A 26302-nucleotide genomic window follows, 5' to 3' on the forward strand; every position below is an offset into this window, starting at 1 on the left:
CGTTATGCCGTTATGCCTATAATTTGACGCAGATCTGACTATTTAACCGACCACTGTCTAGTCGATCGCAAAAAATAACTAATTGATAATATTATAAATTTAAGGTGATTGTGGTATCCGCGTAAAAGGACGCCTGCTCTAAAGCTGATATTGACAATGAAGTAGATAGGTGTGGGTGTGGGTGTGGGTGTGGGTGTGGGTGTGGGTGTGGGAAGAATACTAGGGAAGTGAGAGAAAACCAGAGAAAGTAAAAAAAAAGAAAAGGGAGCCTGAGCTCCCTTTTCTCCAGAATCTTAGCGACGGATGCCTAGACGCTTGATAACGTCCAAGTAACGGTCAACACTGTTCTTTTTCAGGTAGTCCAGCAGCTTACGACGACGTGAAACCATGCGTAGCAGGCCACGGCGGCTGTGGTGGTCACCTTTGTGCTCAGCGAAGTGCGATTGCAGATCGTTGATTGATGCGGTCAAAAGGGCGATTTGAACTTCCGGTGAACCCGTGTCGTTCTCGGTTTTGCCAAAATCAGCAACGATTTGTGCTTTTGCTTCTGCAGTCAGAGACATAATGCTCTCCTAATAAGAGTGTGTGATTATCATGCACCAGCCAATCTCTGATTCAGCCGGTGCCCGAAGGCGCGTATTCTACTGACTTTCGTCTAAGGTAGCAATCTATCCACGCCGCTTTTTCCGTTAAACACGCGCAAATGGCAGCGTGTTTTTTAGCCTGCTTCCGGCTGGCGACTGGCCACTAAACGACGTGGCGCCACCAAGCCATCGGCGTCAATTTCACCAACACCAATAAAGTGACGTTCCTCGCCCGCGGTTAAGCGAACAAAGCCACTGGTAGGTGCATTCGGCACCTGTACCGCTTGGCCTTGTAAGGCATAGCTGGCCATTACCGGCAACAAGTTGATTTCTCGCAAGTCTTGTACCGCGGTATCAAGTGGGAGTAACAAAGGATCCAGCAACTGCTTAGGTTGGATCTCTTGTTCTCTGGCTTCATTCAACAAGCTTTCGAGCTGCTCTAATGTCACCATCTGGCGCGTCGGATAGCCAGAAACACCCGTGCGACGCAGTGCGGTGACGTGAGCACCACAGCCTAGCATTTCCCCAAGATCATCGACGATGGTTCGAATGTAAGTGCCTTTAGAACAATGGACTTCCATCTCAATCTCATCACCTTCAAAGCGCAACAATTCAATTTGATGAACATGAATCGTACGCGCTTCACGCGGTACTTCAATGCCTTGACGCGCATATTCATACAAAGGCTTACCTTGATATTTGAGCGCGGAGAACATCGATGGGATCTGCTGGGTTTCACCGCGGAACTTAGCAATACAGCGCTCCAGCAATCCTAAATTGACTTTTACATCGCGGGTTTCTACCACTTCACCATCGGCGTCTGAGGTATTGGTGCGCTGACCCAATTTTGCCACCACCCGATAACGTTTGTCGGCATCCAGCAAAAACTGAGAGAACTTGGTCGCTTCACCTAGGCAAATTGGCAACATGCCCGTTGCAAGCGGATCCAAGGCTCCAGTGTGTCCTGCTTTCTCGGCAAAAAAGATACGTTTTACTTTCTGCAGAGCATCATTAGAGGTTATGCCCGTGGGTTTATCGAGTAGGATAATCCCATCAACGGGGCGACCTCGACGACGTTGACGACGCGCCATCTTTTATTCCTCACCTTTGTCATCATCATCACGGCGCTCATTATCACTGCGCACCGCTTTGCTCACCAGGTTCGAGATACGAATACCTTCAGTCAGCGACTCATCAAATACAAAAGTCAGTTCCGGCGTGATACGTAAACGAATTGCCTTACCGACCAATGAGCGAATGTATCCGCTCGCTTCATTGAGTGCCTTTAGGCTCTCGGTTGGTGCTTGTTCGTCAACGGTTAAAAAGGTGACGAAGACTTTGGCGTAAGCAAGGTCACGCGAGATTTGGACGTCAGAGACGGTCACCATACCGATACGTGGATCTTTCACTTCACGCTGCAAGATCAGTGCAATTTCTTTTTGCAACTGATGGGCGACGCGGTCCGTCCGGCTAAAATCTTTACCCATTTTCTTTTCTCTCAACAAAATGGGGGTAAGCGCATGCGCCTCCCCCCACGGTGTATCCAAACGACCTGGCTGTTTTTAAACGCTTAATTAGTCAATTGAGCGCTGAATTTCAACCGTTTCAAAGACTTCGATTTGGTCACCAACGCGAACATCATTGTAGTTCTTCACGCCAATACCACACTCGTAGCCTTTCTTCACTTCGTTCACATCATCTTTAAAGCGACGCAGTGATTCCAGCTCCCCTTCGTAGATAACCACGTTATCACGCAGAACACGAATTGGGTTGTTACGCTTAATCAAGCCTTCAGACACCTGACACCCGGCAATTGCGCCCAGTTTTGGTGACTTAAAGACATCGCGAACTTCTGCCAAACCAATGATTTCTTGTTTGAACTCAGGCGCAAGCATACCGCTCATCGCTTGTTTCACTTCATCAATCATGGTGTAGATAACAGAATAGTAGCGAAGATCTAAGCTTTCATTCTCGATAGTCTTACGTGCGGTCGCATCGGCACGCACGTTAAAGCCACAAATGATCGCGTTCGATGCCGCTGCCAGTACCGCGTCGGTTTCAGTAATACCGCCCACGCCGGAACCAACAATCTTCACTTTGACTTCGTCAGTTGACAGTTTAACCAGTGAATCGGCAATTGCCTCAATCGAACCTTGTACATCGGCTTTCAGAACGATGTTGAGCTCAGAGACTTCACCTTCTTCCATGTTCGAGAACATGTTTTCCAGTTTGGCTTTTTGCTGACGCGCCAGTTTCACATCACGGAATTTACCTTGACGATAAAGTGCCACTTCACGGGCTTTCTTCTCGTCACGTACAACCGTAGCTTCATCACCGGCGGCAGGGACACCTGACAGACCTAAGATCTCAACCGGAATGGATGGACCAGCATGTTCGATGTCTTGGCCGTTCTCATCACGCATCGCACGAACACGACCGTATTCAAGGCCACAAAGTACAATATCGCCTTTATTCAAGGTACCTTCTTGAACCAAGACAGTCGCAACAGGACCACGGCCTTTATCCAGACGAGATTCAACCACAACGCCACGCGCCATGCCTTTCTCAACCGCTTTCAGCTCAAGGACTTCTGATTGCAACAAGATGGACTCGAGCAAGGTATCAATGTTTTCACCCTGTTTCGCAGAGACGTGAACAAAGATGTTCTCACCGCCCCACTCTTCTGGGATAACATCATACTGCGCGAGCTCATTCTTGACGCTGTCAGGGTTAGCACCTTCTTTGTCCATCTTGTTGACGGCAACAATCAAAGGTACACCCGCGGCTTTGGCGTGTTGAATCGCTTCTTTGGTTTGTGGCATCACACCATCATCGGCCGCCACCACCAACACAACGATATCCGTCGCACCCGCACCACGTGCACGCATCGCGGTAAACGCTGCGTGTCCTGGCGTATCCAGGAAGGTGATCATGCCGTTATCAGTTTGTACATGGTACGCACCGATATGCTGAGTAATACCGCCAGCTTCACCCGTTGCAACGTGTGCTTTACGGATGTAGTCGAGCAAGGATGTCTTACCGTGGTCAACGTGACCCATGATAGTAACAACCGGTGCACGCGGTGCCATAGGTGCATCGTTATCACGATCAGAGAGTACGGCCTCTTCCAGCTCATTCTCTCTGCGCAGGATAACTTTGTGACCCATTTCTTCCGCGACAAGCTGTGCGGTTTCTTGGTCAATCACCTGGTTAATGGTCGCCATTGCACCCATTTTCATCATGGTTTTAATGACTTCTGCACCTTTCACCGCCATTTTATTCGCGAGCTCAGCAACCGTAATGGTTTCACCGATCTCGACTTCGCGGTTTACTTTCTGGGCAGGTTTTTTAAAGCCATGCTGCATCGAAGACGGCTTAGCCATACGGCCTTTGCCTTTACCACCTTTACCACGACGGCCTCGGGGGTTTTTGTCTTCTGTTGCAGTGGCTTTTTTCTTTTTCTTACGACGCGGCGCGGCCGTTTCTTCGCGGCGATCCGCTTCGTCTTCCGCTTCGCGGGCATATTCGGAGGTAACCGTATGGTGGTCAGCCGCCTCCATGGTACTTAGCGCTTTGTCTTGATCTGACCAGCGCTCTTGATTTGCTTCTGCCATTTTGCGTGCCTCTTCTAACTGCCGCTGACTTTCTTCTTCAGCTTTACGCTTGGCTTCCTCTTCCTGGCGACGCTTAAGTTCATCAGCTTCTTTCTTCGCTTGCGCATCAGCAGCACGAGTGGCAGCAGTATCCGCTGCGTCGTCTTCAGGCTGCTCAGATTTTGGTTGCGCTTGCGGCTTGGCTTCACGCTTAGCTTTTTCTTCAGCTTCGCGTTTGGCTTTCTCTTGTGCTTCACGCTTGGCTTTTTCTTCGGCCTCACGTTTCGCTTTCTCTTCTACTTCGCGTTTTGCTTGCTCTTCCGCTTCTAGACGCGCTTTTTCTTCGGCTTCGCGTTGGGCTTGCTCTTCCGCTTCTTGCGCTGACTTTTGGTCTTCAAGCTCGCTACGCTTCACATAAGTGCGCTTTTTACGCACTTCAACTTGGACATCTTTGTTTTTTCCGCCAGCCCCTGACACGCTCAGTGTGCTACGTTTCTTGCGCTGAAGCGTCAGACGCGTCGGAGCATTGCCGTTGTCACCATGCTCACGCTTTAAATGCGTCAACAAAGCTTGTTTTTCATCTTGGCTTACCTGATCGTCCGCCGATTTTTGCATACCAGCTTCTTTAAACTGCTTCAGCAGACGATCAACCGGCGTATCAATTTCCTTCGCCAGTGTATGTACTGTAACCTCTGACATTCTGCTCCTCCTTTGCCGTCTTTACGCTTCGTCGCTGAACCAGCAGATATTACGCGCTGCCATAATAAGCTCGCCTGCACTGGTTTCGTCCAATCCATCAATATCTAACAGATCGTCAGTGCCTTGATCAGCAAGATCTTCCAGCGTCTTCACGCCTTTCGCGGCCAGTTTAAAGGCCATCTCACGAGAAAGGCTGTCTAATGCCAGCAGATCTTCGGCAGGTTCAGCGTCTCCCAGCGATTCTTCTTGTGCGAGCGCGATGGTGGTCAACGCTTCTTTCGCACGTGCGCGCAAAATGTCGACAGTATCTTCGTCTAAGCCGTCAATTTCGAGCATTTCGCTGGTTGGCACATAGGCCACTTCTTCAAGGGTGGTGAAACCTTCTTCCACCAAGGTTTGTGCAAAGTCTTCGTCAATATCGAGATATTTAACAAACAGCTCTAACGAAGCTTGTGCTTCTTCTTGGTGTTTTTTCTGGAGGTCTTCAACCGTCATCACGTTCAGTTCCCAACCGGTCAGTTGAGAGGCCAAACGCACGTTTTGTCCGTTACGCCCAATCGCTTGCGCCAGGTTATCAGCCTCGACGGCAATATCCATGGAGTGAGTATCTTCATCGACGATGATAGAGGCGACGTCTGCAGGCGCCATGGCATTGATCACAAATTGGGCAGGATTATCGTCCCAAAGCACGATGTCAATACGCTCGCCACCCAGTTCAGTTGATACCGCTTGTACACGTGCACCACGCATCCCCACACACGCACCGACGGGATCGATACGTTTGTCGTTGGTTTTCACGGCAATTTTAGCGCGTGAAGCAGGATCGCGGGCAGCGCCCATCAGCTCAATCATCTCTTCGCCAATTTCTGGCACTTCGATGCGGAATAGCTCACTGAGCATTTCTGGCTTGGAGCGCGTCATGAACAATTGGAAGCCTCGCGCTTCAGGACGCACAGCATACAACAGACCACGTACTCGGTCGCCAGGACGGAAGTTTTCACGAGGGAGTTGATCATCACGTTGGATAACCGCTTCCGCGTTGTTTCCTAAGTCGACAATGATAACATCGCGATTGACTTTTTTGACCACACCGGTGACAAGCTCACCTTCGTTGTCCATGAACTGCTCAACCACTTGTGCACGCTCAGCTTCACGCACTTTTTGTACGATCACTTGCTTAGCGGTTTGGGTGGTAATGCGGTCGAAGACAACCGATTCAATTTGATCTTCTACAAACCCGCCTAGTTCGAGGGTTTCATCATCATATTGGGCCGCTTCCAACGTGATTTCACGCGTTGGCTGGGTGACTTCATCGACGACAAGCCAACGACGGAAGGTGTCGAATTCACCGGATTTGCGATCAATGGCGACACGCACATCGATTTCGGCCTCGTACTTCTTTTTGGTTGCCGTTGCCAGCGCGGTTTCCAGTGCTTCGAAAATACGCTCTCGTGGAACGGCTTTTTCGTTTGAGACCGCTTCGACAACAGCCAAGATTTCTTTATTCATCTACTAATGCCTCATTTACTCTTAAAATGAAGGAACCAGGTTTGCTTTGGCGATGTTACTCAAGGCAAACGCCTCATCTTGGCCGTCCACGCGAACCGTGATGGTATCGCCATCGACAGAAAGGATTTCGCCTTTCCACTTACGGCGGTTTTGCATAGCCATTTTCAGCACGATGTTCACTTCATGCCCGATGAATTGCTGATAGTGATCAGCGGTGAACAGTGGACGATCAACACCTGGAGATGACACCTCTAGGTTGTACGCCACTGTGATTGGGTCTTCCACATCCATTACCGCGCTCACTTGACGGCTCACATCGGCACAATCGTCCACCGTGATACCATTTTCATGGTCAATAAAGATACGCAGTGTTGAATGCTGGCCAGCTCGAACAAATTCAAGCCCAACCAACTCATAATCCAACGCCTCAACAGGCGCGGTTAAAAGTTCAGCCAGTTGTTTCTCTAATCCTGTCATTCCAAACCCCAGAAATAAAAAAAGGGCTTAAAAGCCCAGTTACTATCCGAATGGTCTTCTTCAGATAACAAAAAACCCCGAAAATCGGGGTTTAATGTAACTGGACCCTGATGCTATGCCATCAACATAAGTCGTTAGCATAGCCGTTATTGCTGGTGTCGGAATCATCGCAACAATAACGAGAGAGTAACTCTCTACACAAAGGCTTATTGGTCCGCTTCGTGCTGCCCCGAGGGCAAAAAGGCTAGCACGTGGCTAGCCCGGTCAGCGTGGCTTTGACAACAAACGCTGACGCGTTATTCAGTTTAGCCGTTATTTAAACAACAAACTTAAAATTGGTTGCGGGAGACGGATTTGAACCGCCGACCTTCGGGTTATGAGCCCGACGAGCTACCAAACTGCTCCATCCCGCGTCCGATTCGCGATAATTATATCGCTTTTTACAACAAAGGTGCAAGTGATTGCCCTTTGTGAACTTGGTGCCGAGAGCGGGACTTGAACCCGCACGCCTATAAAGGCACTACCCCCTCAAGATAGCGTGTCTACCAATTCCACCACCTCGGCTCAATTCTTACTGAGGAATCTCACTGTTATCAACAGGGATTTCATCCTCTTTTGGCGCAGCTTGCTGTTGTGTAGCAGGCTCGCTTAAATCTTCAAAACCGCTTTTTGCTTTAGGGTCATGCGCTGTCAAGTTACCGAGCACAAGACTCAGTGCGAAGAACGCGATTGCAAAACCGGTTGTCATTCGAGTTAGAAAGTTTCCAGAGCCGCCAGAGCCAAACACGGTGTTTGATGCCCCAGCCCCGAATGAGGCTCCCATATCTGCGCCTTTACCTTGCTGAACCAGAACCAGGCCAATTACACCGATTGCGGCCAACAGATAAATCACAAGTAGAATTTCGTACATGGTTCCACCTATGCTCCAGGTTGTTGAGCCGGCAGTGTTACTTCTCAGCCAGCGCAGCCCCCTTTGTTGGGAGCGGGTGAATACTAGCGAAAGCGCGGTGATGAAACAAGAGAAATTTACAAAAAACCTTGATTTCGACGTCGTTTGCGCAATCTATGACCACCCGCCCTTTATTATTAACAGTTCGCCTTCACCGCCTCTGCGATTTCGAGTGCGTAGGCGTTCACGTTATCGGCATCCGGTCCTTCGACCATCACCCGAATCAAAGGCTCAGTGCCTGATTTGCGCAGCAACACGCGCCCCTGCTCACCCAGTTTATTTTCCACTGCGGCTTTGGCAGCCAGTACGGGCTCACTTTGGAGTGGGTCGACACTGCCACTAAAGCGCACGTTTTCTAGTACTTGTGGCAATAACGTCATGCCATCGCTTAACGCTTTTAAATCCATTCCCGTGGCGGCAACACTGGCCAGTACCTGCAATGCCGCCACAATGCCGTCTCCGGTGGTGACTTTATCCAAGACAATCACATGGCCTGAATTTTCCGCACCAATTCGCCAGCCTTTTTCTTGGAGTAGCTCCATCACATAGCGATCACCCACTTTGGCACGTGCGAATGGGATCCCGAGCGATTGTAATGCCAACTCCATGCCCATGTTGGTCATCAAAGTGCCAACCACGCCGCCTTTCAGCTCACCACGGCGTAAACTTTCGCGCGCGATGATGTAGGCAATTTGGTCGCCATCAATTTTATTGCCAAGATGATCAACCATGATCACACGATCACCGTCACCATCAAAGGCTACCCCAAGGTCTGCTTTTTCTTCCAACACGCGTTGCTGCAGCGCGCGTACATCGGTAGCCCCCACTTCATCATTGATATTGGTCCCGTTTGGCGCACAGCCAATGGTCAGCACGTCTGCCCCTAATTCACGAAAAACAGAGGGGGCAATGTGATACGTCGCACCATGGGCGCAATCAAGGACAATTTTTAAGCCACTCAGGCTTAACGCACTGGGGAAGGTACCTTTACAGAATTCGATGTAACGTCCGGCCGCATCGTTGATGCGGCTTGCTTTGCCCAATTCGGCAGATTCGACACAAGTGAGTGTTTTTTCGAGTTCCGCTTCAATCGCAAGCTCAACATCATCGGGAAGTTTGGTGCCCTCTGAGGAGAAGAATTTAATGCCGTTGTCGTAATGCGGGTTATGTGAGGCAGAAATAACGATCCCTGCTTCAGCGCGAAACGTTTGAGTCAGATACGCAATCGCCGGCGTTGGCATAGGGCCAGTGAAGGCAGCTTCTAAGCCTGCTGCGGATAAGCCTGATTCGAGTGCAGACTCAAGCATGTAGCCCGATATTCGAGTATCTTTACCAATCAGCACTTTGCGGGTGCCTTGTTGCGACAAGACGCGCCCGGCGGCCCAACCTAGTTTGAGCATAAACTCTGGGGTGATCGGAAATTCGCCCACCTTACCGCGCACACCATCTGTGCCAAAGTATTTACGTTCTGCCATTGTTTTTATTCTCCTGGTGCTTCATTTTCTTGCATCGTCAACGCCACGACCTTGAGCGCATCGGCCGTCTCTTTAACATCGTGAACACGGATAATCTGTGCGCCTTTCACTGCCGCTAACGTGGCACAAGCGATGCTGCCACCTAGCACGTCGTGAGGTGTTTTATCTAGCGCTTTGTAAATCATAGATTTGCGCGACATCCCCGCCAAGATCGGCAAACCAAAGTGATGGAAATGATCTAATTGTGCGAGCAACTGATAGTTGTGTGCCAAGGTTTTACCAAACCCATAGCCCGGATCCAAAATGATATTTTGCCTGATAACACCAGCATCCAGGCAAGCATCTATTCGCTGGTTTAGAAATTGTATTACGTCTTGGATAACATCCGTGTAGTCGGGTGCCGCTTGCATGGTTCTAGGCTGGCCCTGCATGTGCATGATGCACACAGGTACCTGGAGATCGGCAGCGGCAGTCAATGCGCCAGGCTCTCTGAGCGCGCGAACATCATTGATCAGGTTCGCGCCAGCTTCGACAGCGGCGCGCATGACCGCAGCTTTGCTGGTATCAATCGAGATCCAACAATCCGATCGCTCGCGGATAGCTTTTATCACTGGCACAACACGATTAATTTCGTCTTGCTCTGCCACATCAGCGGCACCAGGACGGGTCGACTCGCCCCCAATATCGATAATCGTCGCGCCATCAGCCAGCATCTGTCGTGCCCGCTCAACGGCTTTGCTTTGTTGTTGAAACAATCCGCCATCAGAGAAAGAGTCCGGCGTGACATTGAGGATCCCCATAACGACGGGGCTATCAAGAGACAGGGTTTTATTCTGGTGTGTTATTTCCATGCGTTTACTTCCAAGCACGATCAAAAAAACCCCGACGTATCGGGGTTTGTACTACTGTTGGTTTACGCTTCAGATTGGTTTTCTGAATCTAACGGCTTCTGTTTTTTATCATCTGATTGTTCATCAGATGCTTTCGTCGCTGATTCATCCGGTTTTTTGGGCGTGTCATCCGATGAAGACCCCCCGTCACCGCCTTCCCAACCTGCAGGCTCGCGAACATCACGACGGGCCATCAAGTCATCGATTTGTGCCGCATCGATGGTCTCGTATTTCATCAACGCATCTTTCATCGAATGCATGATATCGAGATTGTCTGCCAAGATTTGTTTTGCACGGTCGTAGTTACTGTCAATGATTTGACGGATTTCTCCATCAATCAAGCGCGCCGTTTCGTCCGAAATATGCTTGGTCTGTGCCATTGAACGGCCAAGGAAAACTTCGCCTTCCTCTTCCGCATAGAGCAATGGACCTAGTTTCTCTGAAAAGCCCCATTGCGTGACCATTTTGCGAGCAATTTCTGTTGCACGTTCAATGTCATTGGATGCCCCGGTCGAGACTTTGTCTTTTCCGTAAATCAGCTCTTCGGCTAAACGACCGCCATAAAGGCTTGAGATCATCGAGTTCAGGTGCTGACGCGACATGCTGATGCGGTCCTGCTCAGGCAGGTACATGGTCACACCCAATGCGCGTCCACGTGGGATGATCGAGACTTTGTAGACAGGATCATGTTCCGGCACTAAACGTCCAACAATGGCATGGCCTGCTTCGTGATAGGCAGTCGACTCTTTGATTTCTTCTGACATCACCATCGAACGGCGCTCTGCACCCATCATGATTTTGTCTTTAGCCAGTTCAAACTCGACCATGGAGACCACACGCTTGTTACCGCGAGCCGAGAACAATGCTGCCTCGTTGACCAAGTTAGCTAAATCGGCCCCTGAGAACCCTGGGGTACCACGTGCAATAAGCGATGCATCGACATCATTGCCGAGGGGGACTTTGCGCATGTGCACTTTTAGAATATGCTCACGGCCGCGGACATCAGGCAAGCTCACCACGACTTGGCGGTCAAAACGCCCCGGACGTAATAACGCAGGATCCAAGACATCAGGACGGTTCGTCGCGGCGATAACAATCACCCCTTCGTTCCCTTCAAAGCCGTCCATTTCGACCAGCATTTGGTTAAGGGTTTGTTCACGCTCATCGTGACCGCCGCCTAAGCCAGCGCCACGTTGACGACCCACTGCATCGATCTCATCGATAAAGATAATACACGGTGCCGCTTTCTTGGCTTGCTCAAACATATCACGGACACGTGATGCACCCACACCCACGAACATTTCGACGAAATCAGAGCCGGAAATGGTGAAGAAAGGCACTTTCGCTTCACCTGCAATGGCTTTCGCCAGCAAGGTTTTACCCGTACCCGGAGGCCCCACCATCAATACACCGGTTGGAATTTTACCGCCCAGTTTTTGGAATCGGCTTGGATCACGCAGGTAATCCACCAGCTCTTTGACGTCTTCCTTTGCTTCGTCACAACCAGCGACATCGGTGAACGATGTTTTGACCTGCTCTTCGCTCATCATTTTGGCTTTTGATTTACCAAATGACATAGCGCCTTTGCCGCCCCCGCCTTGCATCTGACGCATGAAGAATATCCATACCCCGATAAGCAACAGCATAGGGAACCACGAGATGAAGATAGACGCCAACATGCTTGGCTCTTCTGGTGGTGTCCCTTTGACACTGACATTTTTGTTAAGCAAGTCATCTAACAACTTTGGATCGTTCATAACAGGCATGTAGGTGACATAAWTCGAGCCGTCACGTCGGGTGACACTCAGCTCGCGATCGTCAAATTTTACTTCCTGTATTTGATCGTTGCCGATTTCGCGTACGAAAGAGGTATAGTCGACTTGACGACCGGCGTTGTCACCTGGTCCAAAACTTTGGAACACAGACATTAAGACAACGGCGATAACCAGCCACAGAATCAAGTTTTTTGCCATGTCACTCAAGGTGTTAGCCTCGCATAACTGAGATAGATAAATGTAAGGGTACTACAGTTTATAACCTGTAGCCACAATGTAGACCTCTCGCGACCGTGCGCGGGATGAGTCGGGTTTACGAATTTTGACCGCTGTAAACATTTTACGGACTTCGGCCAGATAATGATCAAAGCCTTCTCCTTGAAATACTTTTACCACGAAGCAGCCTTTGGGGCCTAACACTTCCCGGCACATATCCAACGCCAGCTCCACCAAATACATCGCACGCGGTTGGTCTGCCGCCTGGTTGCCACTCATGTTCGGCGCCATGTCAGACATCACCACGTCAACCATGTCAGGTTGTATACGATCAAGCAGGGCATCAAGAACGGTTTGTTCACGAAAATCGCCTTGGAGAAAGCTGACGCCTGGCATCGAATCCATCGGTAAGATGTCGCACGCGATAACTTGGCCTTCATCGCCCACTTGCGTCGCGGCATACTGCGACCATCCGCCAGGCGCGGCCCCTAAATCGACCACTGTCATACCGGGCTTTAAGATGCGATCTTTTTGCTGGATTTCTTCCAGTTTAAAGATAGCGCGTGAGCGATAACCTTTTTTTTGCGCTTCGTGCACATACTTATCGTCAAAGTGTTCTTTCAACCAACGTCCTGAGCTAGCTGAATGCTTTTTGTTCGCCATGTTGTTCCTAACCAAACCCTATTGTTGGCAACGCATTGTCATAAAATTCAATCTATTGCGCACTGAATGTTATTATTAAAGGTAGCTCAAAAGCGGCTATCTAGATAATTCGGTTGCCATGGAGCGTCTTTATACTGTTTCAGTTTGTGATGAGATGGCGTTAGAATGGCATGTTTTCAACCCCTAGCAAATAGAAATCGAGCCAACATGAAACTCAGCACCAAACAAAAACAGTATCTCAAAGGACTGGCTCACCAGCTTAAGCCTGTAGTCTTAATGGGCGCCAATGGCTTAACCGAAGCCGTGGTCGCTGAAATTGAGCTTGCGCTTGACCACCATGAATTGATCAAAGTGAAAGTCGCATCAGAAGACCGCGAGACCAAAAACCTGATTGTCGACGCTATCATTCGTGAAACTGGCGCCGAAAAAGTGCAGGTTATCGGCAAAACACTGGTGATTTACCGTCAAAGCGAAGAGCGTAAAATCACATTACCACGCAAATAGTTTGGGTGGCCTTAGTGGTTTGCCGCATTTGCGCTGAAGCATAACAAAAAAGGCCGCGTCGCGGCCTTTTTACTGTTGAAAACTCAGCGAAAAGTTACATCTCGTAACACTTTACTTAGACGTAATCGACGCTGCCAATCTCAAATTCTTTCACACCACCCGGTGTGGTGATACTCACTTCTTCGCCTTCTTCTTTACCAATTAAGCCTCGGGCAATCGGTGAGTTCACTGAAATAAGGTTGGCTTTAATGTCCGCCTCATCATCACCCACGATACGATAGGTCAGTTCTTCGTCGGTATTGATGTCAATCACAGTCACGGTAGCACCAAAAATCACTTTGCCATTATTCGGCATTTTGGTGACATCAATCACTTGAGCGACCGATAGTTTGTATTCAATATCGCGGATTTGCGCTTCACAAATCCCCTGCTCTTCTCGCGCAGCATGATATTCCGCGTTTTCTTTTAAATCACCCAGCTCACGCGCCTCTGCAATGGCGTTAGAGATCTCTGGGCGACGTTTGGTCAACTTGTCCAGCTCTTCTCGTAGCAGCTGCTCGCCGCGTACGGTCATTGGCACTTTATCCATAAATGACATTACCTCTTTCAATCCACAGCAAAGGGATTTTGGCAAAACAAAGCCACGCCCAAACAAAAATTTGGGCGCGGCGGAATTCAACGCTTTTTTTCGATTGTAAACAAGAATTGGCGCAAAATCATCTCTGATCCGGCAATAGCGTGACCGACCAACCGGTGATTGTCCAGCAGATGAGGTGTATCAGGCCATGCGGGCGGCTTGTCTTCAAGGCTGGACAGGGTAGGATAAACACGATGCAATAACACAAAGGCTATCACTCATGATTCGCGCTCTTTTTCGCTGGCTAGCACCGATACATTGCCTAGCGGTTATTTTCTGCCTCGCACTTAGCGTATTGTTCACAACATCACTAGCTTATGCATCGAATCAGCTGACGATTGAACAGCTGACCCCTTTATTGCCCAAAGGCAGTCAGGCCGCCTTGTGGGTCAGCGATCCCCAACACACACAACCGCAGCTTAGTCAGCAAGTGGATGCATTGCTTCCCCCTGCGAGTACACAAAAGCTACTCACCGGGCTCGCTGCACGCCTTTATTTACCCAGTACCTTCCGTTTTTCGACACGGCTGGTACAAGCTGGCGATGACATCGCGCTTATTTTTAATGGCGATCCCTTATTAACTCGCAAAGATATTCGTCAGCTACTTAGCCAACTGCCTCGTCGAGGGCTGGATAATATCAATCATCTTTACCTGGACGGCCAAGCCTTCGCCGGTCGCTCTCGTGCCCCCGGATGGCCTTGGGATATTCTCGCCGTCTGTTACAGCGCTCCCTCAACCGCAATAACACTGGATCATAATTGTGTGCAGGGGGCAATATACAGCCAGTCCGATCAAGTACAAACACGCGTTCATGTTCCTCGTCATCAGCCAATTTCAGTGACTAGCGACGCCCTTACGGTGACAGAAGAACAGCAAACAGCGCGTCACTGCGGGCTTGATTTAACCGCCACCGCGGATAATCAGTATCACTTTTCTGGCTGTCTTGCCCACCGGGACAGGCCGCTGCCATTAAATTTTGCGGTTCAAACCCCTTCCGCCTATGTGAAAGCCATTGTTGCCGATGAGCTCGCACGATTGAATGTGCACCTCAATGGTCAAATTCTGGTCGCACCGGCTCCTAGCCAACATCGTGAACTTGCCCGCCATCACTCTGTCCCGTTACCGTCACTGCTGACCACCATGCTGCGAGACTCAGACAACTTGATTGCGGATAACCTTTTGAAAGCGCTCGGGCGGCGCTATTTTCAGCAGCCGGGATCTTACCGCAATGGCGTCGCGGCAGTTAAAGCCATCTTGCAAAAGGCAGGGATCGACCTATCCCGCGCGATCTTAGTGGATGGATCCGGTTTATCCCGAAACAACCGTTTAAGCGCGCGCCAGTTGGCCAGTGTTCTTCACTATATCTCGACGCATCCTAAGCTGGGACTGATTGATATGCTCCCCACGGCAGGCATGGATGGCACACTTAAGTATCGGCAAAGTGTCCGACACGCACCGATTAAAGGGCGATTAAAAGCCAAGAGCGGCTCGCTTTATGGCAGTTATAACTTGGCCGGTTTACTAGAGGATGACACCGGGCAGGCGCATATTGTGGTGCAGTTAGTCAGTCATTATCACCCGGATGAAGACGCGTTACCTGACAATGTACCCGCACCGATCACCCAATTTGAACGTGAGTTTTATCACGCATTGATCCGTGGCCAGCTCGTACCTGCTTTCGCTCGCGCTCAGCCATGAACGCGCGATAAGAAAGACCCGCCAAAAAGGCGGGCCTGGTCTCTATGGCTATCCCAGTGTTATCAGCGTTAAGACTTGGTCAGTACCCGTGCATGCAGCGATTGCACCGGATTCACTTTGGTCGTATCGGCCGCCGTTAACGCCATGCACGTGGCGAAGGCCGCATTCAGTGTGGTGGTATAATTGACCTTGGCGGCCAGCGCACCACGACGTAAGACTTTTGAATCTTCAATCGCTTGGCGCCCCTCGGTGGTATTGACAATATAGCTATACTCACCGTTTTTGATGCGGTCAAGAATGTGCGGACGTCCTTCGTGCACTTTGTTGACAAGGCGCGGATTGATCCCCGCTTCTCCCAGAATAACGGCAGTGCCGTGGGTGGCATCAAGCTCAAAGCCAAGTTTCAGCAACTTCGCGGCCAGGTCGACCACGCGCTGCTTATCATTATTGCGAACCGACAACAAAGCTCGCCCGCTTTCGCTATAGGCTTTGCCACAGGCTAAATCCGCTTTAGCAAACGCTTCAGCAAAGGTATCGCCCACACCCATCACTTCACCGGTTGAGCGCATTTCTGGCCCAAGCAAAGGATCCACGCCTGGGAACTTATTAAACGGGAGTACCACCTCTTTCACGGAATAGTAAGGTGGAATCACTTCGTTCACGAACCCTTGCTCGGCAAGTGATTGTCCTGCCATGACGCGAGCAGCAATTTTCGCCAGCGGCACTCCTGTCGCTTTAGACACAAATGGAACCGTTCGTGCAGCCCGCGGGTTTACTTCAATCAGATAAATTTCATCATCTTTCACCGCAAACTGGGTATTCACCAAGCCGCGTACACCAAGCTCTAAGGCTAATTTACGTACTTGTTCACGCATCCGATCTTGAACGTCATCGCTCAACGTATACGCTGGTAGTGAACACGCCGAATCGCCCGAGTGCACTCCCGCTTGCTCAATGTGCTCCATAATGCCACCAATGACAACGATGTCACCGTCACACACGGCATCAATATCTACTTCGGTCGCGTCATCAAGGAAGTGATCGAGCAAGACGGGAGATTCATGCGACACACTCACGGCCTCATTAAAGTAGCGACGCAAATCCGTTTCGTCATACACGATTTCCATCGCCCGCCCCCCAAGCACATAAGACGGACGCACCACTAGCGGGTAGCCAATCTCTTTCGCTTTTTCCACCGCCTGCTCTAATGCCGTCACGGTGGCGTTGGCAGGTTGTTTCAGCCCTAGGCGCTCTACCGCATCTTGGAAACGTTCACGGTCTTCCGCGCGGTCAATTGCATCAGGACTGGTACCAATGATCGGCACCCCAGCCGCTTCTAGCGCTCGAGCCAGTTTAAGTGGGGTTTGTCCACCATACTGAACAATCACCCCTTCAGGGTTTTCGACCCGAACAATCGCCAACACATCTTCCAAGGTCACTGGCTCAAAGTAGAGGCGATCGGAAGTATCATAGTCGGTAGAGACGGTTTCAGGGTTACAGTTCACCATGATGGTCTCATAGCCGTCTTCGCGCAGCGCTAACGAAGCATGGACGCAGCAATAATCAAACTCGATGCCCTGTCCGATACGGTTCGGCCCACCACCGATAACCATGATTTTCTTTTTATCGGTTGGTTGCGATTCACATTCATCATCATAGCTTGAGTACATGTACGCGGTATCAGAGGAAAACTCAGCTGCGCACGTATCAACGCGTTTGTAGACCGGATGGATGTTGAATTTATCCCGTAGTTTGCGCACTTCAATTTCAGACACCCCGAGAAGATTCGCCAAGCGCACATCGGAAAAACCTTTACGTTTTAATTGGCGCAGCGCGACCGCATTAAGACCAGCAAACCCATTATCTCGGACTTGTTGTTCATGTTTGACGATGTCTTCGATTTGCACCAAGAACCAGCGATCAATATTGGTGAGGTTGAAAACCCCATCGACCGACATGCCTGCACGGAAGGCATCCGCGACATACCAAATCCGCTCGGCGCCCGGCTCTTTCAGCTCATGGCGAATACGCGTCAATGCGGTATCGTCATCCAGGTTGACCATCTCATCAAAACCAGACGCGCCGGTTTCTAGACCGCGTAATGCTTTCTGTAACGATTCTTGTTGGTTACGGCCAATGGCCATCACCTCGCCCACGGATTTCATCTGGGTCGTCAGTCTATCATTGGCGCCAGCAAATTTTTCAAAATTAAAGCGTGGGATTTTCGTGACCACGTAATCAATGGTCGGCTCAAATGAAGCCGGTGTGGCGCCGCCGGTAATATCATTCATCAGCTCATCAAGGGTAAAGCCAACCGCTAATTTGGCCGCTACTTTGGCAATCGGGAAACCGGTTGCTTTTGATGCTAAGGCTGATGAACGCGAGACGCGCGGGTTCATTTCAATGATCACCATGCGCCCATTATTAGGGTTGATCCCAAACTGAACGTTCGACCCACCGGTTTCGACACCGATTTCACGCAGCACAGCCACGGAGGCATTGCGCATCAGTTGGTATTCTTTATCGGTCAATGTTTGGGCGGGCGCGACGGTGATCGAATCGCCAGTATGGACACCCATCGCATCGACGTTTTCAATCGAGCAGACAATGATGCAGTTATCGTTTTTATCCCGCACCACTTCCATTTCGTACTCTTTCCAACCAATCAAGGATTCATCAATCAACAGCTCGTTGGTTGGCGACAAATCCAAGCCTCGCTCGCAAATGTCTTTAAATTCTTCTTGGTTGTAGGCAATACCGCCACCGGTGCCGCCCATGGTAAATGAAGGACGGATAATACAAGGGAAACCCACTTCGTCGAGTACCTTGTGAGCCTCATCCATACTGTGGGCAATGCCCGCACGCGGACACTCAAGGTTAATGCTGCGCATCGCTTCATCAAAACGGTGTCGGTCTTCCGCTTTATCAATGGCGTCGGCTGTTGCACCAATCATCTCTACGCCAAATTCCTCCAGTACGCCGTGACGCTCGAGATCAAGTGCACAGTTTAATCCCGTTTGACCGCCCATGGTCGGTAACACCGCATCGGGGCGCTCTTTCTCAATAATATGTTTCACTACCTGCCACTGAATCGGCTCGATATAGGTCGCATCGGCCATTTCGGGATCAGTCATGATGGTCGCTGGGTTCGAGTTCACGAGAATAACCCGGTACCCCTCTTCGCGTAGCGCTTTACACGCTTGTGCCCCTGAGTAGTCAAATTCACAGGCTTGGCCGATGACAATCGGGCCTGCGCCCAGGATTAGAATGCTTTTTATGTCTGTGCGTTTTGGCATGCTCAACGACTCCGATTAGGCGCGATGTTGTTTGATAAGGTCGATAAAATGGTCAAAAAGAGGCGCCGCATCATGCGGTCCTGGACTTGCCTCTGGGTGGCCTTGGAAGCTAAAGGCGGGTTTTTCAATATGATGAATGCCTTGTAAGCTGCCATCGAACAAAGACACATGGGTCGCCCGCAATGTGTCTGGCAAGCTATCTTTATCGGCCGCAAAGCCATGGTTTTGGCTGGTGATCATCACCACGTCTCGGTCTAAATCTTTCACCGGGTGATTGGCACCATGATGGCCGAATTTCATTTTCACCGTCTTAGCACCGCTCGCCAGTGCTAAAATTTGGTGGCCCAAGCAAATACCAAATAAAGGCATGCCTTTCGCTAAGAAGGTTTGCGTCGCCGCTATCGCGTAGTCACACGGGGCTGGGTCGCCAGGACCGTTGGATAGGAAAACTCCATCCGGATTCATCGCCAGCACCTCGTCTGCGGGTGTGGTGGCAGGCACCACCGTCAAACGACAGCCACGGTCAACCAGCATACGTAAAATGTTACGTTTGGCACCAAAGTCATACGCCACTACGTGATAAGGCAATTCACTATCAGGTAAAGCATCGGGTAAGCCTTGATGAAGTTGCCAAGAGCCTTGTGTCCAGCTATAGCTTTCCTGAGTGGTCACTTCTTTGGCGAGATCCATGCCCTTGAGGCCAGGAAAATCTTGCGCGTTAGCCAAAGCCAATGCTTCATCCACGCTGTCGCCAGCGACAATGCAACCATTTTGCGCCCCTTTTTCACGCAACAAACGGGTGAGCTTGCGCGTATCAATGTCGGCAATGCCAACAATGTTGTGTTGCTTGAGGTAATCAGAAAGGGATTGTTGATTGCGGAAGTTGCTAGCTAAGAGAGGGAGATCACGAATCACGAGGCCTTGAGCGTGAACTTGGGAGGATTCTTCGTCTTCGGTATTGGTGCCGGTGTTGCCAATGTGGGGATAAGTAAGAGTGACTATTTGACGGGAATAAGAGGGGTCGGTGACAATTTCTTGATACCCCGTCATCGAGGTATTGAAAACCACTTCTCCCACCGCGGAGCCATCCGCGCCGATCGGGGTACCGTGGAACACTGTCCCATCTTCTAGGACTAAGAGCGCAAACTTGCTCAAGACAACCTCCAGTTTATATAAAAATGCACTTTTAACGACTAACGTTGCATTTACGTATTCCATCTAAGATCAAAACCCGCGTCAAGCTGAATTTTGACAAATTGCGCGCATTCTAGGGATGCATGGAGAAGCTGTCAATCAAACCCGCGTTTTTTTGTTTTCTTTATTCACCACTCAATAGATTTCCTTATCTAAGCCGCCATAAAACACAGCTTAAATCGACTTTACGGTACAAAAAACACCCAAATCACTGCCAGCATCATTACGTAAGACACAATATCTGTCTAAAAAAATAAAAGCTCATTAGCAAACGTTTACCTTTACTTTTAACACCTGAGAAATACAGTCTCGTGCAAAAATAGCGATATGAGCCCAGTAAAAAATAGATAAAGCTGGAGGAGTAACACAAACAGAGAGGGCGTTTTACGTATAAGCAAAAAACATCGCGCCGAAGCGCGATGAATAGTTATTTTAAATCGAGGACATCTTGCATGGTATAAAAACCCGACGGGTGCTGATTGAGCCAAACCGCTGCACGGACCGCGCCTTTGGCAAAGGTATTACGGTTTGAGGCCTTGTGCGTGATCTCAACACGCTCACCGATATCGGCAAACATCGCAGTATGTTCGCCAACAATGTCACCGGCACGAAGGGTGGCAAAACCAATCTCGTCTTTGCTGCGCTCGCCCGTATTCCCTTCTCGCGCATAGACAGCCACATCGCTGAGGTTGTTACCCATTGCCCCCGCAATCGCTTCGCCCATACCTAGCGCTGTGCCTGAAGGGGCATCCACTTTATGGCGGTGGTGGGCTTCAACAATTTCAATATCGCATTCCTCCCCCATCACTTTGGCGGCTTGCTCGAGCAACTTAAACACTAGGTTCACCCCCACACTGTAGTTGGGCGCCATGACTAAGGCAGTTGACTCAGCGGCCTCATGAATGACTTGTTTTTGCGCCTCGTCAAACCCGGTGGTGCCAATGACTAATTGTTTACCTTGTTGTTGGCATAACGCCAAATGCGCCATCGTGGCCGATGGTGCGGTAAAGTCGATAATCACGTCGAAGTCATCACTGACATTAGCAAGGTCGTCCACCACGTTAACCCCTAAACGGCCAATTCCTGCCAACTCACCCGCATCTGTGCCTACTAGGCTAGATTCAGGGCGCTCACTCGCCGCGCCCAATGTTGCGCCCGAGTATTGTGCAACCGCTTGAATAAGGTTGCGGCCCATTCGTCCAGCCGCGCCTGCAATGGCAATACGTACCATGATTTTCCCCTTTGTCACTTTGCCAGCAAATTGGCTCCTTGATCGTAACTGACCACTCTAGCGCGTTCCCTGGCACTTGTATATTGGCGAAAAAAAGGGAAGCTTTCGCTTCCCTTTTTGGTCTGGATCATCACGGTTAAGTGACTTCACGAATTTGTAATTCCTTCGGCACTTCAAAGAACATGTTTTCTTCTCGTCCAGAGAGATTTTCAACCTCTGTGGCACCAAGCTGCTTGATGCGCTCGATAATATGATTCACCAGCTCTTCAGGCGCCGATGCCCCTGCCGTGATCCCAACGGTATGCTTGCCGTCTAACCAAGCGGGGGCAATGTCTTGTGCTGTATCAACCAAATACCCAGGCGTACCTAGCTTTTCAGAAAGCTCACGGAGGCGATTTGAATTTGAGCTATTTTTCGACCCAACGACAATCATCACATCACAGCTTTGCGCAAGATCGCGTACTGCATCTTGGCGGTTCTGTGTGGCATAACAAATATCATCTTTGCGCGGGCCTTGGATATTGGGAAATACCTGCCGCAAGGTATCAATCACATCTGCCGTTTCATCCACAGACAGTGTGGTTTGACTGACATAGTGTAGGTTATCTGGATCGTTGACCTTGAGGGTATAGACATCGTCTGGGGTTTCGACCAAATACATGCCACCCGTTTCGCTGGCGTATTGACCCATGGTGCCTTCCACTTCTGGGTGGCCCGCATGGCCTATCAGCACCACTTCCATGTTTTTGCGGCTTGCGCGCGCCACTTCCATATGGACCTTGGTCACCAATGGACAGGTGGCATCAAACACGGTCAATTGACGCGATTTCGCCTCGTTCCGCACCGCTTGTGATACACCGTGTGCAGAGAAGATCACAATACTGTCGTCAGGCACTTCGCTGATCTGCTCAACAAAAATCGCCCCACGCTGCTTTAACCCTTCCACGACGAAACGGTTGTGCACCACTTCATGACGCACATAAATCGGCGGTTGATAGATTTCTAACGCTCGTTCAACAATACTGATTGCACGATCGACGCCCGCACAAAAGCCACGGGGATTGGCAAGTAGGATCTTCATGACTACGCCTTATTGCACACTTATAATTTCAACGTCAAAAATGACGGTTTTACCCGCCAAAGGATGATTAAAGTCAACGGTGACTGAGTCGCCAGAGACCGCGGTAATAATCCCCGGAATTTCTTGCCCTTGAGGACCACTAAACGCAATGATCGCACCTTCTTCGGCGGGTGTTTCTCCTCCGAAATGGCGGCGATCCATATAATGAATATTATCAGGGTTTGGCTGCCCAAAGGCATCTTCAGGCGCTAAGGTAAAGCTACTCGAGGCGCCTTCTTTTAAGCCCAGTAAGCAGTTTTCAAAGTTTTCGGTCAGACTGGCGTCTCCCATCACCAATTTCGCAGGCTTCCCCGCATTATGGGTGGTATCGGCCACCGAGCCATCTTCAAGCTTGATGGTAAAATGCATAATCACTTCGCTAGCGGCGCTGATCGCTTTCATGATTCATCCTTTTTGAAAGTCGGAGTGTGCAGATAGATACGCATTATCCCTGCTTGGTCGATGACGCGTCCTGACGAAAACTTTCCAGAATCACCAACGCCGCCCCCAAACAAATCGCGGAATCCGCCAAGTTAAACGCCGGCCAATGCGACGTGCCAATGTAAAAATCTAAAAAGTCGATGACATAACCATGAACAAGCCGATCAAATAAATTACCCAATGCGCCGCCGATGATCATCGCATAGGCAATATTGATCAGCCGTTGGCTTGCTGGGGTGGTCCGCATCCAATAAGCCAGTAATCCACTGACTCCTAGTGCAATCACGCTAAACAGCCAACGCTGCCAGCCTCCAGCATCACTCAAAAAACTAAAGGCTGCGCCATGGTTGTGCACGTAGGTAAGATTAAAAAAAGGCAACAGTTCAATGCGGTTAGCAAACCCGTATTCCATGGTTTGCATCACCAGCCACTTACTACTAATATCGAGCGCAAACACCAGAGGCGCCAGCCAAAGCCAGCGCCATCCTGATTGCGAGAGGGAAAGAGTCTGCATCACGCAAATTGGCGAGTTTCGCCTTCTCCTGCAATGTTGGTCACACAACGGCCACAGATCTCTTCATGGYCAGCAATGGTGCCCACGTCGGCGACGTGATGCCAGCAGCGTTCGCACTTCGCCGCACTTGAAGCCGTCACCTCAACAGCAAGGCCTTCAACATCCGTTTTCGTCGCAGATATTGGGGCTTCACCGGCGACCACAGTTGCTTTTGACGTTAACAGCACAAAGCGAAGTTCATCGCCCATTAAGCGCAGTTTTTCGGCAAAATCGGCGGGCGCATACAGGGTCACTTCGGCTTCTAGTGAGCCACCAATGACTTTTTCGTTACGGGCCTGTTCAAGCGTTTTATTGACCGCATCGCGCACGTTTAACAATTTCGCCCAGAACGCCTGATTAAGGGCAGCACTGTCTTCAAGATCAAACAGGCCGTCATACCAGACATCGGTAAAGACAAACTTGCTACGCTCACCCGGCATTTCATTCCAAATTTCATCCGCCGTGAACGACATAATAGGAGCCATCCAACGGACCAAGGCTTCGACAATGTGGAACAGTGCCGTTTGGCAGCTTCGGTGCGCATGGCTGCCGGCTTTCGCGGTGTATTGGCGATCCTTAATAATATCGAGATAAAAAGAGCCCATCTCAATCGAGCAGAACTGCATCAAGCGTTGCGTGACTTGGTGGAAATTACAGGCTTCAAATGCTTCTGTAATTTCTTGCTGTGCCGCCAACGCACGTCCCACCGCCCAACGATCGACCGCGACCAAATCGTCTGGGGCAACCAAGTCGGTTTTAGGATCAAAGCCATGTAGATTAGCCAGCAAGAAACGCGAGGTGTTGCGGATACGACGATACGCATCGGCGCTGCGTTTTAGGATCTCATCCGAAACGGTGATCTCACCGGTGTAATCGGTTGATGCCACCCATAAACGCAAAATATCGGCACCCAGCTTGTTCATCACGTCTTGCGGCGCGATGGTGTTCCCCAAAGATTTCGACATCTTGCGGCCTTTGCCGTCAACGGTGAAACCATGAGTCAGCACTTTTCGATACGGGGCCTTTTCTTTGATGGCGACCGAGGTCATTAACGATGATTGGAACCAACCACGGTGCTGATCCGACCCTTCGAGGTACATGTCAGCTTCTTGGCCGTTGAACTCGTCACGCTGGTTAACCACCGCATAGTGCGTCGCGCCTGAATCAAACCATACATCGAGCGTATCCAGCACTTTCTCGTACTGGTCTGCTTCATCGCCAAGCAGCTCGTTAAGATCCAAATCCCACCACGCTTGAATGCCCGATTGCTCTACCCGCTGTGCAACCTGCTCAATCAGGTTAATCGTATCGGGGTGAAGCTCTGACGTTTCTTTGTGAACGAACAAAGCAATGGGTACGCCCCAGGTACGCTGACGAGAAATACACCAGTCTGGACGGCCTTCAACCATGGATTCAATGCGGCTTTGCCCCCAGTCAGGGATCCATTCAACGTTTTTGATCTCTTGTAAGGCTTTATCTCGCAGACCGGCTTTATCCATGCCGATAAACCACTGTGGCGTCGCTCGGAAAATAATCGGCGTTTTGTGGCGCCAGCAGTGCGGATAGCTGTGTTCATAGGCATGATGATGCAGCAGCGCGCCATGCGTTTTAAGCGTCTCAATGACATTATCATTGGCTTTAAACACGTGCTGACCGGCAAACAGTGGTGTATCAGGTAAATACACACCATTGCTCCCCACAGGATTGGCCACTTCTAGGTCGTATTTTTTCCCCACCACGAAGTCTTCTTGGCCGTGTCCAGGCGCAGTGTGGACAACCCCCGTACCCGACTCAGTTGTCACGTGATCGCCAAGGATCACCGGCACGTCAAAATCATAAAATGGGTGTTGAACACGTTGCAGCTCTAACGCTTCACCTTTACAAAAACCAAGGTTGTGATAGTGCTCGATACCAGCACGATCCATGACGTCTTTGGCCAACTCTGCCGCCAGAATTAAGCGCTGTGGCTGCTCGCCTTCGACTTGCACCAGCACATATTCCAGATCCGCGGACACAGCAACGGCGCGGTTAGCCGGCAGAGTCCAAGGCGTCGTCGTCCAGATCACCGCCGAAACAGGCCCTTCGCCTTGATGCTCACCAGCAAGGGTAAAGGTGTTCACGAGCGCCTGTTCATCGACCGCACGGAACATAACGTCAATCGATGGGGACGTCTTGTCTTGATACTCGACTTCGGCTTCGGCAAGGGCTGAACCACAATCCGTACACCAGTGAACCGGTTTAAACCCTTTGTGCAAGTGGCCATTATCCGCAATCTTACCCAAGGCACGGATGATGCTGGCCTCAGTTTTAAAATCCATGGTGAGATAGGGTTTATCCCACTCACCTAACACGCCAAGACGTTTGAAGTCGGCTTTTTGACCTTCCACTTGCTTGGCCGCGTATTCACGACATTTTTCACGGAACTCGGCGGTGGAGATTTTCTGACCCGGCTTGCCCACTTTTTTTTCTACCATCAATTCGATAGGTAGACCGTGGCAGTCCCAGCCAGGGACATACGGTGCGTCATAGTCCGCCAGCGTTTTCGATTTAATAATAATGTCTTTGAGAATTTTATTAACAGAGTGACCAATATGAATATTGCCGTTCGCGTACGGAGGGCCGTCGTGCAAAATAAATGTTTTTTTGCCGTGCTTCGCTTGACGGATTGCACCGTAAAGATCTTCATCATACCAACGCTTGAGCATATCAGGCTCGCGCTTAGCAAGATTACCTCGCATCGGAAACGCAGTTTCCGGCAGGTTTAAGGTATCTTTGTAGTCACTCATTGATTATTGAT

The 26302-nt window shown here is 50.2% G+C and carries 21 protein-coding genes and 2 tRNA genes; 2 read left to right on the forward strand and 21 right to left on the reverse strand.

Features of this window, described 5'->3' with window-relative positions:
* Positions 1-293: 293 nt before the first annotated feature.
* From rpsO to rlmE, 13 genes are all read right to left on the reverse strand, one after another.
* Positions 294-563: a 30S ribosomal protein S15 gene (rpsO, locus tag BZG76_RS13215; protein ID WP_025673889.1), complete on the reverse strand. Its 270-nt coding sequence runs from the start codon at positions 561-563 to the stop codon at positions 294-296.
* 155 nt (positions 564-718) lie between these two features.
* Positions 719-1675: a tRNA pseudouridine(55) synthase TruB gene (truB, locus tag BZG76_RS13220; protein ID WP_077461712.1), complete on the reverse strand. Its 957-nt coding sequence runs from the start codon at positions 1673-1675 to the stop codon at positions 719-721.
* A 3-nt stretch (positions 1676-1678) separates the two neighbouring features.
* Positions 1679-2071, reverse strand: a complete 393-nt coding sequence (gene rbfA, locus BZG76_RS13225; protein ID WP_077461713.1) for a 30S ribosome-binding factor RbfA — start codon at positions 2069-2071, stop codon at positions 1679-1681.
* 87 nt (positions 2072-2158) lie between these two features.
* Entirely contained in the window at positions 2159-4876 is a 2718-nt protein-coding gene (gene infB / locus BZG76_RS13230; RefSeq protein ID WP_077461714.1) for a translation initiation factor IF-2, read from the reverse strand.
* Between the two features lie 21 nt (positions 4877-4897).
* Positions 4898-6385 carry a transcription termination factor NusA gene (gene nusA / locus BZG76_RS13235; RefSeq protein WP_077461715.1) on the reverse strand — a complete coding sequence of 496 codons (1488 nt, stop codon included), beginning with the start codon at positions 6383-6385 and terminating at the stop codon, positions 4898-4900.
* A 21-nt stretch (positions 6386-6406) separates the two neighbouring features.
* On the reverse strand, positions 6407-6862 hold the full coding sequence (gene rimP / locus BZG76_RS13240; RefSeq protein WP_021023286.1) for a ribosome maturation factor RimP: 456 nt from the start codon (positions 6860-6862) through the stop codon (positions 6407-6409).
* A gap of 336 nt (positions 6863-7198) precedes the next feature.
* Positions 7199-7275: transfer RNA gene (locus tag BZG76_RS13245), tRNA-Met, on the reverse strand.
* A 64-nt stretch (positions 7276-7339) separates the two neighbouring features.
* A tRNA-Leu gene (locus BZG76_RS13250) sits at positions 7340-7426 on the reverse strand.
* A gap of 7 nt (positions 7427-7433) precedes the next feature.
* Complete coding sequence (secG, locus tag BZG76_RS13255) at positions 7434-7772, reverse strand: preprotein translocase subunit SecG (RefSeq protein ID WP_021023287.1); 339 nt, start codon at positions 7770-7772, stop codon at positions 7434-7436.
* Positions 7773-7948: 176 nt separating this feature from the next.
* Entirely contained in the window at positions 7949-9286 is a 1338-nt protein-coding gene (gene glmM / locus BZG76_RS13260; protein WP_077461716.1) for a phosphoglucosamine mutase, read from the reverse strand.
* A gap of 5 nt (positions 9287-9291) precedes the next feature.
* Complete coding sequence (gene folP, locus BZG76_RS13265) at positions 9292-10137, reverse strand: dihydropteroate synthase (RefSeq protein ID WP_077461717.1); 846 nt, start codon at positions 10135-10137, stop codon at positions 9292-9294.
* 62 nt (positions 10138-10199) lie between these two features.
* Entirely contained in the window at positions 10200-12149 is a 1950-nt protein-coding gene (gene ftsH, locus BZG76_RS13270; protein WP_077461718.1) for an ATP-dependent zinc metalloprotease FtsH, read from the reverse strand.
* Between the two features lie 51 nt (positions 12150-12200).
* Positions 12201-12830, reverse strand: coding sequence for a 23S rRNA (uridine(2552)-2'-O)-methyltransferase RlmE (gene rlmE / locus BZG76_RS13275; RefSeq protein WP_077461719.1), 630 nt, complete (start codon positions 12828-12830; stop codon positions 12201-12203).
* A 207-nt stretch (positions 12831-13037) separates the two neighbouring features.
* On the opposite strand from rlmE, the gene yhbY reads away from it, so the two are divergent.
* A complete protein-coding gene (yhbY, locus tag BZG76_RS13280; protein ID WP_021023292.1) occupies positions 13038-13334 on the forward strand; it encodes a ribosome assembly RNA-binding protein YhbY in 297 nt (98 codons plus the stop codon).
* Positions 13335-13449: 115 nt separating this feature from the next.
* Here the strand turns inward: yhbY and greA are convergent, their stop codons facing one another.
* Entirely contained in the window at positions 13450-13923 is a 474-nt protein-coding gene (gene greA / locus BZG76_RS13285; RefSeq protein WP_021023293.1) for a transcription elongation factor GreA, read from the reverse strand.
* Between the two features lie 268 nt (positions 13924-14191).
* Between greA and dacB the strand changes: the two genes are divergently transcribed.
* Positions 14192-15670: a serine-type D-Ala-D-Ala carboxypeptidase gene (gene dacB, locus BZG76_RS13295; RefSeq protein WP_077461721.1), complete on the forward strand. Its 1479-nt coding sequence runs from the start codon at positions 14192-14194 to the stop codon at positions 15668-15670.
* Positions 15671-15738: 68 nt separating this feature from the next.
* Here dacB and carB read toward each other — a convergent pair whose 3' ends face one another.
* The 7 genes from carB to ileS form a co-directional block, all read right to left on the reverse strand.
* The gene (gene carB, locus BZG76_RS13300; RefSeq protein ID WP_077461722.1) at positions 15739-18966 is read right to left on the reverse strand and encodes a carbamoyl-phosphate synthase large subunit; all 3228 of its coding nucleotides are present in this window, start codon (positions 18964-18966) and stop codon (positions 15739-15741) included.
* A gap of 15 nt (positions 18967-18981) precedes the next feature.
* Positions 18982-20121, reverse strand: coding sequence for a glutamine-hydrolyzing carbamoyl-phosphate synthase small subunit (gene carA, locus BZG76_RS13305; RefSeq protein WP_077461759.1), 1140 nt, complete (start codon positions 20119-20121; stop codon positions 18982-18984).
* A gap of 466 nt (positions 20122-20587) precedes the next feature.
* Positions 20588-21391 (reverse strand): 4-hydroxy-tetrahydrodipicolinate reductase, encoded by an 804-nt coding sequence (gene dapB / locus BZG76_RS13310; protein WP_021023297.1) that lies wholly within the window; start codon positions 21389-21391, stop codon positions 20588-20590.
* Between the two features lie 136 nt (positions 21392-21527).
* Positions 21528-22472, reverse strand: a complete 945-nt coding sequence (gene ispH / locus BZG76_RS13315; protein ID WP_077461723.1) for a 4-hydroxy-3-methylbut-2-enyl diphosphate reductase — start codon at positions 22470-22472, stop codon at positions 21528-21530.
* Positions 22473-22481: 9 nt separating this feature from the next.
* Positions 22482-22913: an FKBP-type peptidyl-prolyl cis-trans isomerase gene (gene fkpB / locus BZG76_RS13320; RefSeq protein WP_077461724.1), complete on the reverse strand. Its 432-nt coding sequence runs from the start codon at positions 22911-22913 to the stop codon at positions 22482-22484.
* 43 nt (positions 22914-22956) lie between these two features.
* Complete coding sequence (gene lspA / locus BZG76_RS13325) at positions 22957-23466, reverse strand: signal peptidase II (RefSeq protein WP_077461725.1); 510 nt, start codon at positions 23464-23466, stop codon at positions 22957-22959.
* The gene (gene ileS / locus BZG76_RS13330) at positions 23466-26291 is read right to left on the reverse strand and encodes an isoleucine--tRNA ligase (RefSeq protein ID WP_077461726.1); all 2826 of its coding nucleotides are present in this window, start codon (positions 26289-26291) and stop codon (positions 23466-23468) included. Before ileS ends, lspA begins: the two co-directional genes overlap by 1 nt.
* Positions 26292-26302 lie beyond the last annotated feature (11 nt).

The sequence above is a fragment of the Salinivibrio sp. AR647 genome (assembly GCF_001995415.1).
Classification (GTDB): Bacteria; Pseudomonadota; Gammaproteobacteria; order Enterobacterales; family Vibrionaceae; genus Salinivibrio; species Salinivibrio costicola.

Coding starts and splice junctions, on each gene's coding strand:
- folP (WP_077461717.1), bottom strand. CDS start 10,137: ATGGAAATAACACACCAGAATAAAACCCTGTCTCTTGATAGCCCCGTC.
- truB (WP_077461712.1), bottom strand. CDS start 1,675: ATGGCGCGTCGTCAACGTCGTCGAGGTCGCCCCGTTGATGGGATTATC.
- carB (WP_077461722.1), bottom strand. CDS start 18,966: ATGCCAAAACGCACAGACATAAAAAGCATTCTAATCCTGGGCGCAGGC.
- yhbY (WP_021023292.1), top strand. CDS start 13,038: ATGAAACTCAGCACCAAACAAAAACAGTATCTCAAAGGACTGGCTCAC.
- rimP (WP_021023286.1), bottom strand. CDS start 6,862: ATGACAGGATTAGAGAAACAACTGGCTGAACTTTTAACCGCGCCTGTT.
- glmM (WP_077461716.1), bottom strand. CDS start 9,286: ATGGCAGAACGTAAATACTTTGGCACAGATGGTGTGCGCGGTAAGGTG.
- dacB (WP_077461721.1), top strand. CDS start 14,192: ATGATTCGCGCTCTTTTTCGCTGGCTAGCACCGATACATTGCCTAGCG.
- rpsO (WP_025673889.1), bottom strand. CDS start 563: ATGTCTCTGACTGCAGAAGCAAAAGCACAAATCGTTGCTGATTTTGGC.
- greA (WP_021023293.1), bottom strand. CDS start 13,923: ATGGATAAAGTGCCAATGACCGTACGCGGCGAGCAGCTGCTACGAGAA.
- secG (WP_021023287.1), bottom strand. CDS start 7,772: ATGTACGAAATTCTACTTGTGATTTATCTGTTGGCCGCAATCGGTGTA.
- nusA (WP_077461715.1), bottom strand. CDS start 6,385: ATGAATAAAGAAATCTTGGCTGTTGTCGAAGCGGTCTCAAACGAAAAA.
- rlmE (WP_077461719.1), bottom strand. CDS start 12,830: ATGGCGAACAAAAAGCATTCAGCTAGCTCAGGACGTTGGTTGAAAGAA.
- infB (WP_077461714.1), bottom strand. CDS start 4,876: ATGTCAGAGGTTACAGTACATACACTGGCGAAGGAAATTGATACGCCG.
- fkpB (WP_077461724.1), bottom strand. CDS start 22,913: ATGAAAGCGATCAGCGCCGCTAGCGAAGTGATTATGCATTTTACCATC.
- ispH (WP_077461723.1), bottom strand. CDS start 22,472: ATGAAGATCCTACTTGCCAATCCCCGTGGCTTTTGTGCGGGCGTCGAT.
- lspA (WP_077461725.1), bottom strand. CDS start 23,466: ATGCAGACTCTTTCCCTCTCGCAATCAGGATGGCGCTGGCTTTGGCTG.
- rbfA (WP_077461713.1), bottom strand. CDS start 2,071: ATGGGTAAAGATTTTAGCCGGACGGACCGCGTCGCCCATCAGTTGCAA.
- dapB (WP_021023297.1), bottom strand. CDS start 21,391: ATGGTACGTATTGCCATTGCAGGCGCGGCTGGACGAATGGGCCGCAAC.